The following is a 15075-nucleotide window of genomic DNA, read 5'->3' on the forward strand; positions in this document are numbered from 1 at the left end:
AGGGGAAAGGAATGCCGCTGAAACGAAAGTTTCTGGAGGAGATGGACTACTTGCGTCGGTTGCGTCGTGTCTTTACACGCGACAACCCGCAACTGGCGCGCTTTCTCGGCGAGGAAGCCAACGACCCGGACGTGGAGCGGCTGGTCGAAGGCCTGGCCTTTCTGACCGCCAAGCTGCGGCTGAAGATCGACGACGACCTGCCGGAATTGACCCACGCCATGCTGCAACTGCTGTGGCCCAACTATCTCCGGCCGCTGCCCAGCGCCGCGATCATTCGTTTTGAACCCTTGCCGCAAGCCGTTACCAGCAAAAAACGCATTGCCAAGGGTACCGAGGTCGGGGCCCGGCCGGTCGATGGTATCCGCTGCAGGTTTCGCACATGTACCGACGTCGATGTGTTCCCCTTCGTCATCGATGAAGTCAGCGATGCGCACACCCGTGAGAAGTCCATCCTACGCATCGATCTGGCGCTGCCTGGCACCAATGCGCCAAGCACCTTCGGTTGCGACGAACTGGAGTTTCACCTCAGCGGCAGCGACCAGACGGCGCTCACGCTGTACCTGTGGCTCGCCCAGTATGTCGGCGAAATCCGCATGGAGTGCGGCGGCACCATGCGCCGCCTGTCGACTGAGCAAATCGTCTTCCCTGGATTCTCCCCCAACGAAGCGCTGCTGCCCTATCCGAAGAACGCCTTCGATGGTTACCGGATTCTCCAGGAGTACTTCATATTCCACAAACGATTCCAGTTCTTCCGGCTGACGGGCCTGCAACATCTCTGGCCCGGCGAAGCAGTCGAACACGTTCGTTTCGAACTCCATTTCAAGCGACCGATGCCGCCTGACATCCGCGTGCGCACCGAGGATCTTGCGCTGTACTGCACACCCGCGGTGAATCTGTTCGAGCACGATGCCGAACCCATCAGTCTCGATGGAACAGCTGTCGACCAGCGAGTGATTCCCAGCGGCCACCGGCCGGACGCCTACGAGATATTCAGCATCGATCAGGTCAGCAGCACGCACAACCACGAGTTGGGACAGCACGGAAACCGCCAGCGCACCTACCAATCGTTCGAATCGCTGCAGCACGAGATCGAGCACGCGCATGGGCACGCGGCGCTGTACTACCGCACACGTATCGAGCCCGCCCTGGAAGAGGAAGGGGTACATCACCGCATCGCCTTCGTTCGCGGCGACGAAACCGCGTTCGTCGGCAAGAACGAGACTGTCTCGCTGTCGCTGACCTGCACCAACCGTGATCTGCCGCTAGCGCTTGCGGCGGGCGATATTTGCGTGAAAACGCAAACGACGCCCGACTTCGCGACCTACCGCAACCTGGGGGAGCCGACTCCATCCTACCGCCCCGTGCTCGATGGCCAGCTTCAATGGCGGTTGATCTCCAACCTCTCGCTCAACTACCTGTCGCTCCAGTCGGCGGATCCCCTCAAGGCGGTCCTGGCCGCCTATGACTTTGCCGCCCTCCACGACATCCGGCGCGCGCGGACCACCCGCAAGCGCCTGGATGCCATTGGCGACGCGGTGACCAAGCCGATCGACCGGTTGGTGCACGGCCTGCCGGTGCGCGGGATGAAGACCGTGCTCCGGCTGGACCCCGGCGGCTTCCTCTGCGAGGGCGACATGTACCTGTTCGGCACGGTGCTCAGCCACTTCTTCTCCCTCTATTCGAGCATCAACTCGTTTCACCTGCTCGAAATCGTCAACACCAGCAATCAGGAGCGCTACACATGGTCCATGCGGATCGGCCAGCAACCGCTGATGTAGCCGACCGGGCGCTGGCGAACGGGAAGAACTACGACTTCTTCGGCTTGCTGGAACTGCTGTCGAACCTCCACGGCGACGATCTGGAGTCGGAACATGGCTTCGACGCGGCCCAGCAGCGCATACGCCTGAGCGTCTCGCCCGCCATCGGTTTCCCGGCCTCCGACGTGGCGCTGGCCGAGCGGACCGAGGTGGCGCCGCACGCGTACCACGTGCAAGCGACATTCTTCGGCCTGCACGGTGCGGACTCGCCCCTTCCGGGCCATTACCTGGACCGGCTCGCCTACGAGTACGGGCAGGAAGAAGGCATTCGCACCGAGTTCCTCGATTTCTTCAATCACCGGCTGCTGATGCTGCTGCACCAGGTGTGGCGCAAGTACCGGTACTACATCCGCTTCCAGAGCGGAGCCCGGGACCGGTTCTCGCCCTACGTGTTCGCCCTGATCGGTCTGGGCGACGCCGACATGCGCGGCGCGACACCGCTCCCCTGGAGCCGGCTGCTCAGCTTCGCAGGGCTGGTGGCGTTGCGCGGCCGCCCGCCAACCATGGTTGCGGGCATCATCGCGCACTGCTTCGACCTCGATAAGGTCGAAGTACGCGAATTCGAGTTTCGCTACGCGGAGCTCGACGACTGCGACCGGGGCGCGGTCGGGCAACACAACGGCAACCTCGGCCAGAGCTTCACCGTGGGCCGCCGCGTGCGCACGCGCCACAGCAAATTCACCATTTCGATACCTGACCTCACCCGGGACCGCTTCTACGGCTTCCTGCCGACAGGCAACGATTACCCGCGCCTGCGCACCTTGATCGATTTCCTGCTGCGCGACCCTACAGCCTACGACCTTGAGCTCGGGCTGCGCGAGGACCAGGTATCCCCTTTCAACCTCCAGCGCGCGGGCGACACCCAGCTCGGCTGGACCAGCTTCCTGGGGCGGCACCACCTGCGCCCTGTACGCATCAAGGTACGCCTATGAACGATCTGGCTCCCATCCGCCGGCTATCGCTGGTAGTGGCCAACCCGCAAGCCCTGCAGAAGGGCAGCTTGCCGCGCCACACATTCGACACGGCTGGCGGCACGATCGGCTCGGCCAACGCCAGTTGGGTGCTCGCCGACCGCGGGCAACGCGTCCGGCCGCAGCACTGCCAGATCATCTTTGAAGATGGCGCCTTCGTGGTGGTGGACACCTGCGGCCTCACGCGCATCAACGACCACCATGAGCCCATCGGCAGCAATGCTTGCGTGGCGCTGAGCGAGGGCGACCAGTTGCACATCGGTCCGTACCTGCTCGCGGTGAATCTGCATGATGACTCGCACGGCCTCGCCAACGGCGACCGCCACCTTGCGCAATACGAGTTGGACGAACTGCTGAACGCCCCGGATGCGCGCCTGGATACGTACCTGCCCGATGGGCCAATGCAGTCTGCGCAGTCGATCGACACGCCCAGTGTGATCGAAGGCATGGCCGAGTTTCAGGCGCTCGCGGCGCCGCAGCGCCTGGACACCGCACTTGACCCGCTGGCCGCACTGGAAGCGGCTGAACAGCGGCAACACGCGAGCCTCGACGCCCATGGCGTGCTCGACACGCGGCATTACGGCCTCTCGCCATCAACGACCCAGGCCGACCTTACCGCCACTCGATTCGAAGCCGTATCTGGCACACCCAAGCGTACCACTGGAGATTTTTCGATGTCCCAACAAGATGCGCGGACCTCGGCCGCCCAATCCTGGCTGCACGGCCAACCCTTGGGTGAACAAAACCCGACCCAACTGGTATCGCCGCTGATCCAGGGCCTGGATGCGCCGTTGGGTCAACTGGATGGAGCCGGCGCCTATCGTGTCCAGCTCGAGGCCGGCCAGGCTCTGCAGGCCCTCATCAAGGGACTGGCCGGCCTGCATGCGCAGCAGCAAGCCGGCGACCAGCGCCGCCTGACCGTGCGCGGACGAACACTGCAGCCCATTGAAGACAATCCGTTACACCTCGGCCAGAGCTATCCGGAAACCGTGCGCGCGCTGTTCTCCGACGAGCGCAGCGTGGTGCATCTCTCCCCCGCCGCCGCTGTCGAAGAAAGCCTTGAGCAGCTTGGACAACAGCGCCAAGCCATGCTGCAAGCCATCGAGGCAGGCCTGGACGCCTTGTTGCACGCGTTTTCTCCCTCGCAACTGCACCAGCGCTTCCAGCGCTATCGGCCCAGCAATGTGGAACAGCCGGAGGAAGGCGACTGGGCCTGGCAGATGTTCGTCAGCTATTACGGTGAGCTCACGTCGGCACGCCAGCGGGGTTTTCACAAGCTGTTCTGGGAGGTATTCGAGCAGCACTACGACCGGCATCTGCGCACGGAGCCGCAATGAAGCGGACGGCTTCCCTGTTGCTGCTCACCCTGGCGCTTGCCGGGTGCAGCACCGTGGGCAACGTTTTCAAGAAGACCGGCCAGGTGCTGATGGACCCATCCATCCAGGTCGGCTCAGCCGAGAATCAGCCCACGCAGATCGCACTGAGCCTCTATGCCGACCCGCTCGTCAATCCCAACCCGACCGTCGATGACGGCAAGGATGAGACCGGACCGGAGCAGGCCGGCGCCTCCCCCGCCACGCGTACCGTCGACGGGCAGTATGCCGTCCAGTTGCAAAGCGCCACCCGCACGGGCCTGATCGAGACGCTCCAGGCCATGCTCAGCCAGTTGGAGAACGAGGATGCGCCGCGTCCCGCCACGCCGCGCGCCACCATCGAGAAGGACGGCCCCTGGCCGCCGTTGCCGGTGGGCCTCCCGCGCCAGAGCGACCGCGTTTTCACGCGGGGCAAACGCGTCCCGGCCATTCCCGCTCCGCTACCGCTCGCGGGCCTGGGCCAGTACCGCGATGGCCAGGCCATCCCCGACACCCCGCTGCCAGCACGCGTCGAGCGCTATGTGTCCACGCCGGTGCCTTTCAAGATCGTGCAGCTCAAGGACGACTCGGTGCTGCTCAATGCCGACCCGTCCCTGCTGCGCGACAACCTCAAGAAGACACTCGGCAGCACCTACCTGAACGCCGACGACTATCTGCTGGCCCCGGGGCAGTTCAAGTTCATCCCCTACGCCGACATCGACAAGAACACCCGCTTCATCGCGGTCGTCGCCGATTTCCACGACGCCACCCCGGAGGCCGTCAAACAAGTGTTCCGCGTCGAGCCGCGCGGGCGCAAGTACGCACTGTTGGTCACCTTGAGCAACACCCGCGCCGCCATCACCGATGAAAGCCTTCCGGCACCGCCGCGCGTGGGCACCAATTCACCCAACCCGGATAAAAAACCATGACCAGCAAGCGACCCGTCATCTGGGACGAAGGCCTGTTCGTCAAGCCACAGCACTTCCAGCAGCAGGCCCGTGTCCTGGAACACCACGCCAGCCAACGTGTGAACAGCGTCAGCCAACACCTCTACGGCTTCACCGAGCTGGAGATCAACCAGGAGTTCCTCGCGTTCGGCAAGGTCGCCATCATTCGCGCCCGCGGCGTCATGCAAGACGGCACCGTATTCGATATCCCGGCCGACCATGCGCCGCCCGAGCCGCTGGCGATCACCGACACCGACGCGATCAACCAGACCGTCTATCTCACCTTGCCCCTGAAGTCCGAAGGCGGCCTGGAAATCCGCTGGCCCAACACCTACGGCAATGCCCGGTACATCCACGGGCTCGAAGAAATCCGCGACACCCACAGCGAAGAGGGCGACTACACCCCTGTCGCGCTGGCCCGGCTGAATTTGCAACTGGCGCTGGAGCGAGACGATCGCAGCGCCTATACCGGCCTGGCGCTGGCGCGAATCCTGAATCGACTGCCCGACGGCAGCCTCGTGCTGGACCAGGACTTCATGCCCACCGGCCTGTCGACCCAGGCCATGCCCCCCCTGGCACGCTTTCTCGACGAAGCGACATCGCTCATGCGCGAGCGCGCCAAAAGCATCGCCGAACGTATCGCCTCGCCCGGCCAGTCCGGGGTGGCCGACGTCACCGACTTCAACCTCCTGCAAACGCTCAACCGCCTGTACCCGCTGTTCCGGCATCTCGCGCAAACGCGCCAGACACACCCGGAAAACCTGTACATCGCCTTCAGCCAGGCCTGCGGCGAGCTGGTCACCTTCATCGACGAAGGCCGACTGCCCGACGAATACCCTGCCTACCAGCACGACCAGCCCCGCCAATCGTTCCGCCAGTTGCAGGACACCTTGCGCCGCGTGCTGAGCACCGTGCTGCAACCGCGTGCGATAGCACTACCGCTGGTGCAGCACAAGTACGGAGTACAAACGGCTGCCGTGCCCGACATGCGCCTGTACGACGGCGCCGACTTCATTCTCGCCGTGCGCGCGCAGATGCCGCTCGAGCAACTCCACCAGCAGTTCCTCCAACAGGTCAAGGTCGCATCCATCGGCAAGCTCGACGAATTCGTTCGCCTGCAGTTGCCCGGCATACCGATGATCCCGCTGCCCGTCGCGCCGCGGCACCTGCCCTACCACGCCGGCTTCAGCTACTTCCAGCTCGACCGCAGCAACGTCAACTGGCAAATGATGACCGGCGCGCCGGGCTTCGGCTTCCACATTGCCGGCAACTACCCGGGGCTGGAACTGCAGTTCTGGGCCATCAGGAACTGACACCATGGCTATCCAAGGCACCGAAGTCACCATCGGCAACGACCGCCGCACGTTGAAACGCGTTCCCACACCGCCGCAGGTCGGCGGCAAGCGGGATCTCGCCTACGAACACGTCACCCAGCTCGACCACGACGAAGACCTCGGCTTCGCGCTGCGCGGGCACAGCCTCAACCCGCTGGTCGACGCAGCGCAGCCCCTGCTCGGCCTCGTCATACGGCTGCGCCGGCTCGACAAATTCAGCGAAGTCGAAAGCCTCTACGAAACCGTGCGCGACCAGATCACCGGCCTCAGCGACGAAGTCCGCCAGCACGGCTACGACAACGCCACGCTGCTCGCCTACCGCTACGCGCTGTGCGCGCACATCGACGAAGCAGTGATGGCCACCCCCTGGGGCAACTCCGTCTGGTCGCAACGCTCGCTGCTCAGCTACCACCACAACGAAACCTGGGGCGGCGAAAAGTTCTTCACCGTGCTCGCGCGCATGCAACTGGACGCGGAAAAATACCGCGACGTGCTGGAGTTCAAATACCTGTGCCTGTGCCTGGGCTTCAAAGGCAAATACGCACGGCAGCACGACCACCCCGACACCCTCAACGCCATCATCGCCAAGCTGCACAAGCTGCTGCGCTCGCTGCGCGGCGACACCGCCGAGCGGCTGACCGATGCGCACGCCAACGTTGCCCACCAGCGCCAACGGCTCGGCCGCTCGCTCCCCTTGTGGGCGCCCTGGGCATTGGCGTTGGTCGTCTTGGCCGGCGCCTACACCGTCTTCGAAGTGAAGCTGGCCCGGTCCACCGACCAGGTCCTGCAATCGCTGAACAACATTCTGAAGTCCTGAAGGAATTCGGCCAGCAAGGAGCACGCCATGCCACATCAGTCAGACCTGCGCTTCACCTTCGAGATCGTGGGAGGGATGGACTTCGAAGTCATCGAGTTCACCCTGCACGAAGCCCTGTCCGAAACCTATCGGCTCGAGCTGGACCTCGCCAGCACCAGCCCCGCCGTCGACTTCGGCCAGGTGCTCGACCGCCCCGCCCTCTTCACCCTGTGGCAAGGCGCACAGCCCGTGCGCTATGTCCACGGCCTGGTCAGCACCCTGGAACAGGGCGAAACCGGCTTTCGCCGCACGCGCTACCGCGCCGTGGTCGAGCCCGAACTGGCCCGGCTCAAGCTGTGCTCCGACTGGCGCATTTTCCAGACCCAGAGCGTGCCCGAGATCCTGCAGAGCGTGCTCAAACGCCATGGCATCCTCGAGTACGAGCAGATCGTCACCGACACGCATCTCACACGCGAGTACTGCGTACAAGCCGGCGACACCGACTATGACTTCCTCGAACGCATCGCCCGCGAAGAGGGCTTCTACTTCCAGTTCCTCCATTCCGCGGGTGGTCACAAGCTGACCCATAGCGACCGCTTGTTCGTGCAGGGCCGCATCGCTGGCGGCCCGGTGGTCTACAACCCCAACGCCGGCGGCGACCAGGACGAACCGGCGCTGCGCCGGTTCCGCTACGTCGAAAACGTGCGCACCGCGCAACAGACCCAGCGCGACTACGTCTTCACCCACCCGCACTACGATCAGGAACACAGCCGGGTCGGCGACCTGGCGCACGAACCGCGCCGCCCCTACGAGCATTACGCCTACCCCGGACGCTACAAGGTTGACGAGGCCGGCAAGCCCTTCACCGAAGCGCGTCTGCGCGGCCACCGGCGCGACGCGCGCATAGCCCTGGTCGAAGGTGACGACCCGCGGCTCATCCCCGGCATCTCCTTCGAGCTCACCGGCCACCCGCGTACGGAATGGAACAGCGGCTGGCGCCCGGTGCGCATGCGCCACCACGGCGTGCAGCACACCAGCCAGGCCGAAGACAGTGCCGGCTCCGACCAGGGCACCCGCTACCGCTACACCGCCGAGCTGGTCACCGACCGCACCGAATGGCGCGCCGAGCCCCTGCCCCGGCCGCGCATCGATGGCACGCAGCCCGCCCTGGTGGTTGGCCCGCCGGGCGAGGAGATCTATTGCGACGAATGGGGGCGCGTCAAGATCCAGTTCCCCTGGGATCGCCAGGGCAGCTTCGACGACCACAGCTCCTGCTGGGTGCGCACCGTGCAGCATTCGGCCGGCGCCACCTGGGGCACTATCGTCCTCCCGCGGATCGGCCAGGAAGTCCTCGTGACTTTCATGAACGGCGATCCCGACCAGCCGATCATCGTGGGCCGGACCTTCATGGCCACCCAAATGCCGCCGTACCCGCTGCCCCAGCACAAGACCCGCATGACCATCAAAAGCCAGACCCACAAGGGCACTGGCTTCAACGAAATGCGCTTCGAGGACGAGGCCGGGCAGGAAGAAGTCTTCATCCACGCGCAGAAAGACCAGAACAACATCGTCAACAACGACGAAACCACCAAGGTAGGCCACGACCGCAGCGAGCGTGTGGAAAACGACGAAACCGTCTCCATCGGCCGCAACCGCAAGGAAGACGTCGGCGTCGACGAAACCATCTCCATCGGCAACAACCGCAAGGAAGACGTCGGCAACGACGAAACCATCTCCATCGGCCGTCACCGCAAGGAAGACGTGGGCAAGAACGAAACCGTCTCCATCGGCCGCAACCGTCGCGTCACCGTCGGCGGGCACAAGGTCGAGACCGTCGCCAAGACCAAGATCGAAACCATAGCCCTGGCCAAGGCCCTGTCCGTCGGCGCCGCCTACCAGACCAGCGTGGGCGCGGCCATGAACACCACCGTGGGCCTGAGCCAGAGCGAACAGGTCGGCGTCAACAAGTCGGTCATCGTCGGCAAGACCTACAGCACCACCGTGGGCGACGAATTCCGCGTCACCGTCGGCAAGTCCAGCCTGGTCATGAAATCCGACGGCACCGTGCTCATCAACGGCGTGCAGTTCGACTTCTCCTCCACCGAGCACACGCAGATCTCCAGCAAGGTCGTCGACATCAACTAGCGCTGGGAGCGCCGCCATGGAATTCCACAACCTCACGCCCTTCGGCGCGCTGTGCTACAGCGCGCTCGCTCCGGACGGCCAGGAACACCCCGTCGTCGCCATGAAGGTCGGCTACCGCCTCGAGCCAATTCCAGGCCAGCCCGGCCAGTGCCGCGCCGTGGTCATGGACGAAGACCCGTTGCCGCTGTGCATGGCCGACACCTACTACGGCGAGCCCGGCACCAGTTCCGTGCTCGAAGAAAGCGATCTGGCGCCCTTCAAGCCCCACTGCGACGTCATCGTCGTCGGCCACGCGCATGCGCCTGCCGGGCGGCCCGCGCGCACCTGGGAAGCCGGCCTGCGCATCACCGCCTCCCACAACAGCGAGCGGCGCACGCCGCTCCTGCTGCTGGACAAGACCCTGAGCTTCACCGGCCCGCGCGAGTTTCGCCACGGCCTCATCGGCTGGCGCCTCACCGAACCGGAACCTGCCACCTGTGTGCCGCTGCGCTGGGAGCATGCCTTCGGTGGCGCCAGCCAGATACCCAACCCGCGCCATGCCGAAGACCCCGAGGCGCCGGAGTACCTGCTCAACGAAGTCTGCTTCAGCAACCCTCTGGGCCGCGGCTGGCTGGAGCGCCGCCATGAAAAGCTGCACTACCAGCAGACCGGCGACATGCTGGTGCGCCTGCCGGCGCCGCAGATCGAGCACCTGGGCGAACCCATCGAGCGCCTGCTGCGCCCGCGCCACCCCGCGGGCCCGCTCGACGCCCCGGCCATGGCAAAAGTCGCCGCCGGCTACGGCTACACACCAGCAGGCTTCGGCGCCGTCGGCCGCGCCTGGGCGCCGCGCCTGGCCCTGGCCGGCACCTACGACCAGAACTGGGAAGACAACCACTGGCCCGGCCTGCCGCAAGACTTCGACTTCACCTACTGGAACGGCGCCCCGCCCGACCAGCAGGTCGCCTACCCCGCGCCCGATGCCCGCATCACCCTGTTCAACCTGGTCGACCCGCGGCTGAGCCGTGACGGGCGTTGCGACATCGCGCTGCCCGGCCACCGCCCCTTCGTGCTCATGCGCATGGACATCGGCGTGATGCTGCCGCTGCCCATGCTCACCGACACCCTGCGCATCGACACCGACGCCATGACCCTGTCGATGACCCACCGCATCAGCCTGCCGGCCAGCCTGGACATCCGCGAGCTCGAAGCTCGCTTCGAGACCGATCCGGGCGCCCCCATCATCCGCCGCGCACCGCGCCACGAACAGGAGCACGCCTGACATGGCCGACAACGTAACTGCCCGCAAGCAGGGCAAGTGGACCGTCATCGGCATCGCGCCCGACGTCTGCAAGACCCCCATGGGCAGCAGCATCCCGCCGGTGCCTTATCCGGTCACCGCCGAGCTAGACACCAGCACCGGCGTGGTCCCCAGCGTGCGCTACAACGGCCACCCCGTGGTCGTCTACCAGCGCAGCTACACGCCCAAGACCATCGGCGACGCCGCTGGCAAGGCCAAGGGCATCAAGAGTGGCACCGTGGAAGGCAAATGCCACCCGCTGGAACACAGCAGCACGGTGCGGGCCGGGGGACGCTATCTGGTCCGGCACGACGACCTGTTCTGGATGAATGGGAGTTGACGCCGTGAGCAAGATACCTGTTAGTGCCCGCCCGGCTAAGGGAGGAAGCGGCGCCAGCACCACGCCCAACGGGAACACCCAGGGGCGCGTCAACGGCGAGGCGCCAGCCAGCGGCAAGGCCGCCGAAGACTCCAATCCGCCGGTGGAGGCGAAGACTGGCAAGGAGGTCGATACAGGCGATAAGATGCTGGACGGCCTCCAGACCACGCTCGATGTTGTCGGTCTGGTTCCCGGCGTTGGCGAAATCGCCGACCTGGCCAACGCCGGCATCAGTCTGGCCCGTGGCGACTTTGTAGGCGCAGGCTTGTCCTTGGTCTCGGCCATTCCCTTCGCGGGCTGGCTGGGCACAGCGGGCAAAGTCGGACGACGCGGCGCGAAGGCTGCCGAGGAAGCTTCCGCCAGGGCCACCAAGGAAGCCGCGGAGCGAGCGGCAAAGGAGGCTGCTGAGAAAAAAGCCAGGGACGCGGCCCAGAAAAAAGCCAAGGAAGAAGCCGAGAAAAAGGCCGCGGATGAAGCAGCCAAGAACGCACAGAAAAAGAAGAACTTGGGCGGTAAAGGCAAAGGTCGCAAGAAGCTAAAGTGTGGTGAATACGGCAAATACGGTGAGCTGAAGAAAAAGAACGGCAAGGGAAAGTTCGACCGGGACCACATTCCGTCCAAAGCAGCATTGAAAGCGCGTGCCGAAGCCCTGAAAGGAGAACCACTCACCAAGGCTGAAGCAAAAGCAATCGAAAAGTGGGGAAACTCCATCGCAGTTCCGAGACAAGCGCATATTGACATCAGTCCAACGTATGGACAGTCTCTTGCTAGTGCGGCAAACGACGCGAGAGACCTTGCCGGCTCTGCTCGCAGAGACGTCGAAGCAATGCTCGAAAAAATCGATCAGTACGATGCGGACGGAGGATGCAAAAAGGCATACAAGAAGGCCGCAAAGAGAGTTCTGAAAGACAACAAATGGTTTGACACCAAATTAAACGAAATTATTAAACCCAAATAATGAGGTCAGTGATGGAATACTTTGAATTCTTGGGATACTATTACGGCGAAGAAAAGCTCGACCTTCTGCTGAAAGAGCTTTCCATAGATGAGACCCCCGTGTTGCCTCGCGGAGACAAGGATACCTATTTACTAAACGAGGCTGCCGGAATTGAATTAACCTTTTCGGACTCTGAGTCACGGAATTTTCCGGAACGAGATTATCCGGATGGAGCACTTGTATTGTTTAACGTCCGATACTATGGAAAAGAAATAGATGGGTTCTCTATTTTCCAAGGGACGCTACCATATGGCATAAAATTCGGACAAAAAAAATCCGATCTTATTTCCTTGCTTGGCGATCCAGAATGGAGAAATCCAGATGAGAGCCGCTTACGCTGGGTTCGTGGAAACCACCGAGTTCACGTCACACTCGACAATGGCGGCAAAGCAATAATCGTCTCCGTCGGGCTACCAATTTAGCCAATCGAATAATTTCTTCGAAAATTGAGGCTCTGGATCAATTAAACGGACAATGGAATTTCACGGCATGAATGCGACAGATATCGTATCAATGTTTGGTGTAGCCAGTGATGACGAGCGATTAAATAGCCTATTTCATGCGCTGAACACGCTCCGTCGCCCGCAGCGACCCGACACCTCCAACTCAATGTTCTACGACTGGGTTTTGGTTCGCAAGAAGGGGCTGGAACTAGGATTTGTAGATGAGGAGTTTCAGCTTGCCACCAGTCGCTTTCGCTGGGGACATGGAAAATTGCTTCTCGCACAAGCGTATTTTTACTCTGGCACAGATGAGATTCATCCCTTTTCTGGCCACTTGCCAGCGGGCCTCGACTTCTCAGATAGTCGATCGGAAGTCCGTGAAAAGCTGTCCGACCACGAGGCCACTCGGCATTCCTTCGTCAGTGACACATGGGATCTCGAAGGCTATCGATTGACCGTAGCATATAAGAAAAATAACGAACCAGGCATTGACAAGGTTCTGTGCAGAATGCTGCCCAAGCCTATTATTCAAACGACAAAAGTTATTTACCCAAGCATTGAAAAAATACACCATGCATTCGGCAACACCGTGCATGATACAGAATTTAAAAATCTTTGGTCCGACACCCTGACCAAGAAAGAATATGAGTCCATCGAACTCGACGGCGAACTAGATTTGAATGAATCTTTCGGTGCCTCACTCGGGTTTGTCGAAAGTGGAAGCGGAGCATTATTTCGCTCCATCTCATTTCATCGAAACCGAGATCAAGACTCGGCCGGATGGGGAGGCCCGCTGCCAAAAGGACTTGACTTTGAAGACAGCCCTGCAACCCTCTTTTCCAAGATATCGGAAACGCCGGCACAACAATCGAACACAGAGTTGACGGGGCATGCAGTATGGCATTTTGACGAGTACACCCTTCACGTCTTATTTAGCAATATTGATAATCGCCTAATTAGGGTAAAAATTATTGCCCCCGGTACCTGGAAGTGCATTGAAGATCATGATTAAGAGCAATCCTTGGCAATAGTGAGATTGGGGCATTCCAGATCAATCAACTCATGAAGGGAGTTTTCATGCGAGAAGACGTTCAGCAAGCGATCGAATGCTGGGCCTCACGACCCACCTGGTTCAGCCCTCATCCCAGCGACACCAAGGTGCTCAGGCAGGCGGTTTCCAACCTCAAGAAGCTCACCCCGCGCCCCACGGAAAGCGAGCTGCGGGCCGTCATTTACCATCGCGTGAAGGATCTGCCGGCCCTGCCGGGAACGCCCAAGGATGTGGAGAAGGCCGCAGATGAGTTCGCTGCGAAGATAGCCGCGAAGTTGTAGCCAGCGCCTGCGCCGCGGGCGTTGTTCCCGCCGTGCTGCCGATTTGCCAGTTGGTCATACTGCGTTGCCGTTGCGATCGACTGCCGATACACAAAAGCAGGCCACATTCTCCGAAGAAGCCATGACCAGCTTGGAAAATAACTATGAAGCACCCGCCTCCGTGAAGGAAGCCTTTGTCAGTGAGATCAGCCGGTTGCTGGAGAACCGAAGCGACGAAGAGCTGGCCAAGTTTGTCCATCTGACAATGCAGTTCGTGACCGACTATGCAGCCGGCTACGAGCTCGATGGGGAGCTTTGCCTGGTCCTCGACAACAGTTTGATTCAGGACTTCAAGCATCGCGAAAACAATGCGACGAGCGCTCTGCATGCGCATGCTTACACCGCATTCTGCCGGTTTGTTAGCGGCTGGAGCGACCGCCCCACCCGCTTGGCCATTTCTGCCGTGGCCGTGTACGAACACCTGGGGCGCCGGGCAGCAGTCACCACGGATGGTGCGCAGTCCGCCATGTCGGATTTGCTAGGATTCCTCTCGATCACGCGATTGCCCGTCCATGCCATAGGCTTCAGCACACCCGAAGACTTGGTGAGCGCGCTGAACCTTATAGATAGCGACGCGCGCTTTCTGGCAAGGTTCGTGCAGGAAATCGACACGGCTGACTGGAAGCTCACCCTCCGGCAAGGAACTCGCGTCAAGATTCCGCTCGCCATCGCCTACAAGGCGATTCCCGACGACCTGCCGCTCCAGTACTTCAGCCCCTGGTACGTAAAATTCACCTTCGCGAGCCGAATCGAGCAGCTCATACGGCAACAGTCTGGTAGCGAGCCCGATGCGCCAGTGTTTGCCAGCGGAAACTTATCGGAAGCACTTGCCCAAATGAACGAGCTGAAACGCGGCATACTCAAGGGGCTGGGCGACATCGATCTACTGCAGATATGCGACGTGTCACGGCAGTACAAGCAGCGCTTCGATACGGTCATGCTCGGGCAAACGATGGACAAAACCCTTGCCAAAGTGCTCTTCGAGCGACACACGTTCCACGAGACTCGGCAATGGCAAAGCGATGCCCCCGATGCTGACAAACAGCAGCGCGAGTCGGTGAACTTCTTTTGTTCGAATCCATTCGCCGAGTATGAAGCCCGTGGCAGGCACATTCGAACAAGGGCTCTCGATTTCATCGATGTGCTCTCGCAGGCTTGTGTCGAAGCTCAGCACGCGCGGTAGCCTCGTTGAAACAGCTCTGCCGTTGCCACGAGCGATGGCGGGCCACAAATGGCCCGGCAGG

Annotated in this window: 14 protein-coding genes; all 14 read left to right on the forward strand. The window is 62.0% G+C overall.

Annotation, left to right across the window (positions count from 1 at the left end):
• Positions 1-11: 11 nt before the first annotated feature.
• The 14 genes from tssF (at position 12) to J8I33_RS13450 (ending at position 15014) form a co-directional block, all read left to right on the forward strand.
• Positions 12-1778: a type VI secretion system baseplate subunit TssF gene (gene tssF, locus J8I33_RS13385; RefSeq protein WP_209936693.1), complete on the forward strand. Its 1767-nt coding sequence runs from the start codon at positions 12-14 to the stop codon at positions 1776-1778.
• On the forward strand, positions 1742-2749 hold the full coding sequence (gene tssG, locus J8I33_RS13390) for a type VI secretion system baseplate subunit TssG (RefSeq protein WP_209936695.1): 1008 nt from the start codon (positions 1742-1744) through the stop codon (positions 2747-2749). Before tssF ends, tssG begins: the two co-directional genes overlap by 37 nt.
• Positions 2746-4125 carry a type VI secretion system-associated FHA domain protein TagH gene (gene tagH / locus J8I33_RS13395; RefSeq protein WP_209936697.1) on the forward strand — a complete coding sequence of 460 codons (1380 nt, stop codon included), beginning with the start codon at positions 2746-2748 and terminating at the stop codon, positions 4123-4125. The genes tssG and tagH overlap by 4 nt, the downstream gene beginning before the upstream one ends.
• Positions 4122-5069, forward strand: a complete 948-nt coding sequence (tssJ, locus tag J8I33_RS13400; RefSeq protein WP_209936700.1) for a type VI secretion system lipoprotein TssJ — start codon at positions 4122-4124, stop codon at positions 5067-5069. The genes tagH and tssJ overlap by 4 nt, the downstream gene beginning before the upstream one ends.
• Positions 5066-6400 carry a type VI secretion system baseplate subunit TssK gene (tssK, locus tag J8I33_RS13405; RefSeq protein ID WP_209936705.1) on the forward strand — a complete coding sequence of 445 codons (1335 nt, stop codon included), beginning with the start codon at positions 5066-5068 and terminating at the stop codon, positions 6398-6400. The genes tssJ and tssK overlap by 4 nt, the downstream gene beginning before the upstream one ends.
• 4 nt (positions 6401-6404) lie before the next feature.
• Positions 6405-7238, forward strand: coding sequence for a type IVB secretion system protein IcmH/DotU (gene icmH, locus J8I33_RS13410; protein WP_209936709.1), 834 nt, complete (start codon positions 6405-6407; stop codon positions 7236-7238).
• Between the two features lie 27 nt (positions 7239-7265).
• On the forward strand, positions 7266-9362 hold the full coding sequence (gene tssI, locus J8I33_RS13415; RefSeq protein WP_209936726.1) for a type VI secretion system tip protein TssI/VgrG: 2097 nt from the start codon (positions 7266-7268) through the stop codon (positions 9360-9362).
• A gap of 16 nt (positions 9363-9378) precedes the next feature.
• Positions 9379-10623: a DUF2169 domain-containing protein gene (locus J8I33_RS13420; RefSeq protein WP_209936733.1), complete on the forward strand. Its 1245-nt coding sequence runs from the start codon at positions 9379-9381 to the stop codon at positions 10621-10623.
• Position 10624: 1 nt separating this feature from the next.
• Positions 10625-10981: a DUF4150 domain-containing protein gene (locus J8I33_RS13425; protein WP_209936740.1), complete on the forward strand. Its 357-nt coding sequence runs from the start codon at positions 10625-10627 to the stop codon at positions 10979-10981.
• A gap of 4 nt (positions 10982-10985) precedes the next feature.
• Entirely contained in the window at positions 10986-11978 is a 993-nt protein-coding gene (locus J8I33_RS13430; protein ID WP_209936747.1) for a hypothetical protein, read from the forward strand.
• An 11-nt stretch (positions 11979-11989) separates the two neighbouring features.
• A complete protein-coding gene (locus J8I33_RS13435; protein ID WP_209936764.1) occupies positions 11990-12439 on the forward strand; it encodes a hypothetical protein in 450 nt (149 codons plus the stop codon).
• Between the two features lie 67 nt (positions 12440-12506).
• On the forward strand, positions 12507-13472 hold the full coding sequence (locus J8I33_RS13440; RefSeq protein ID WP_209936770.1) for a hypothetical protein: 966 nt from the start codon (positions 12507-12509) through the stop codon (positions 13470-13472).
• 65 nt (positions 13473-13537) lie between these two features.
• On the forward strand, positions 13538-13792 hold the full coding sequence (locus tag J8I33_RS13445; RefSeq protein ID WP_209936775.1) for a hypothetical protein: 255 nt from the start codon (positions 13538-13540) through the stop codon (positions 13790-13792).
• A 121-nt stretch (positions 13793-13913) separates the two neighbouring features.
• Positions 13914-15014 carry a hypothetical protein gene (locus J8I33_RS13450; protein ID WP_209936782.1) on the forward strand — a complete coding sequence of 367 codons (1101 nt, stop codon included), beginning with the start codon at positions 13914-13916 and terminating at the stop codon, positions 15012-15014.
• Positions 15015-15075 lie beyond the last annotated feature (61 nt).

This window comes from Burkholderia sp. AcTa6-5 (assembly GCF_017815075.1).
Lineage (GTDB): Bacteria > Pseudomonadota > Gammaproteobacteria > Burkholderiales > Burkholderiaceae > Burkholderia > Burkholderia sola.

Coding starts and splice junctions, on each gene's coding strand:
- tssF (WP_209936693.1), top strand. CDS start 12: ATGCCGCTGAAACGAAAGTTTCTGGAGGAGATGGACTACTTGCGTCGG.
- tssG (WP_209936695.1), top strand. CDS start 1,742: ATGGTCCATGCGGATCGGCCAGCAACCGCTGATGTAGCCGACCGGGCG.
- tagH (WP_209936697.1), top strand. CDS start 2,746: ATGAACGATCTGGCTCCCATCCGCCGGCTATCGCTGGTAGTGGCCAAC.
- tssJ (WP_209936700.1), top strand. CDS start 4,122: ATGAAGCGGACGGCTTCCCTGTTGCTGCTCACCCTGGCGCTTGCCGGG.
- tssK (WP_209936705.1), top strand. CDS start 5,066: ATGACCAGCAAGCGACCCGTCATCTGGGACGAAGGCCTGTTCGTCAAG.
- icmH (WP_209936709.1), top strand. CDS start 6,405: ATGGCTATCCAAGGCACCGAAGTCACCATCGGCAACGACCGCCGCACG.
- tssI (WP_209936726.1), top strand. CDS start 7,266: ATGCCACATCAGTCAGACCTGCGCTTCACCTTCGAGATCGTGGGAGGG.
- J8I33_RS13420 (WP_209936733.1), top strand. CDS start 9,379: ATGGAATTCCACAACCTCACGCCCTTCGGCGCGCTGTGCTACAGCGCG.
- J8I33_RS13425 (WP_209936740.1), top strand. CDS start 10,625: ATGGCCGACAACGTAACTGCCCGCAAGCAGGGCAAGTGGACCGTCATC.
- J8I33_RS13435 (WP_209936764.1), top strand. CDS start 11,990: ATGGAATACTTTGAATTCTTGGGATACTATTACGGCGAAGAAAAGCTC.
- J8I33_RS13440 (WP_209936770.1), top strand. CDS start 12,507: ATGAATGCGACAGATATCGTATCAATGTTTGGTGTAGCCAGTGATGAC.
- J8I33_RS13445 (WP_209936775.1), top strand. CDS start 13,538: ATGCGAGAAGACGTTCAGCAAGCGATCGAATGCTGGGCCTCACGACCC.
- J8I33_RS13450 (WP_209936782.1), top strand. CDS start 13,914: ATGACCAGCTTGGAAAATAACTATGAAGCACCCGCCTCCGTGAAGGAA.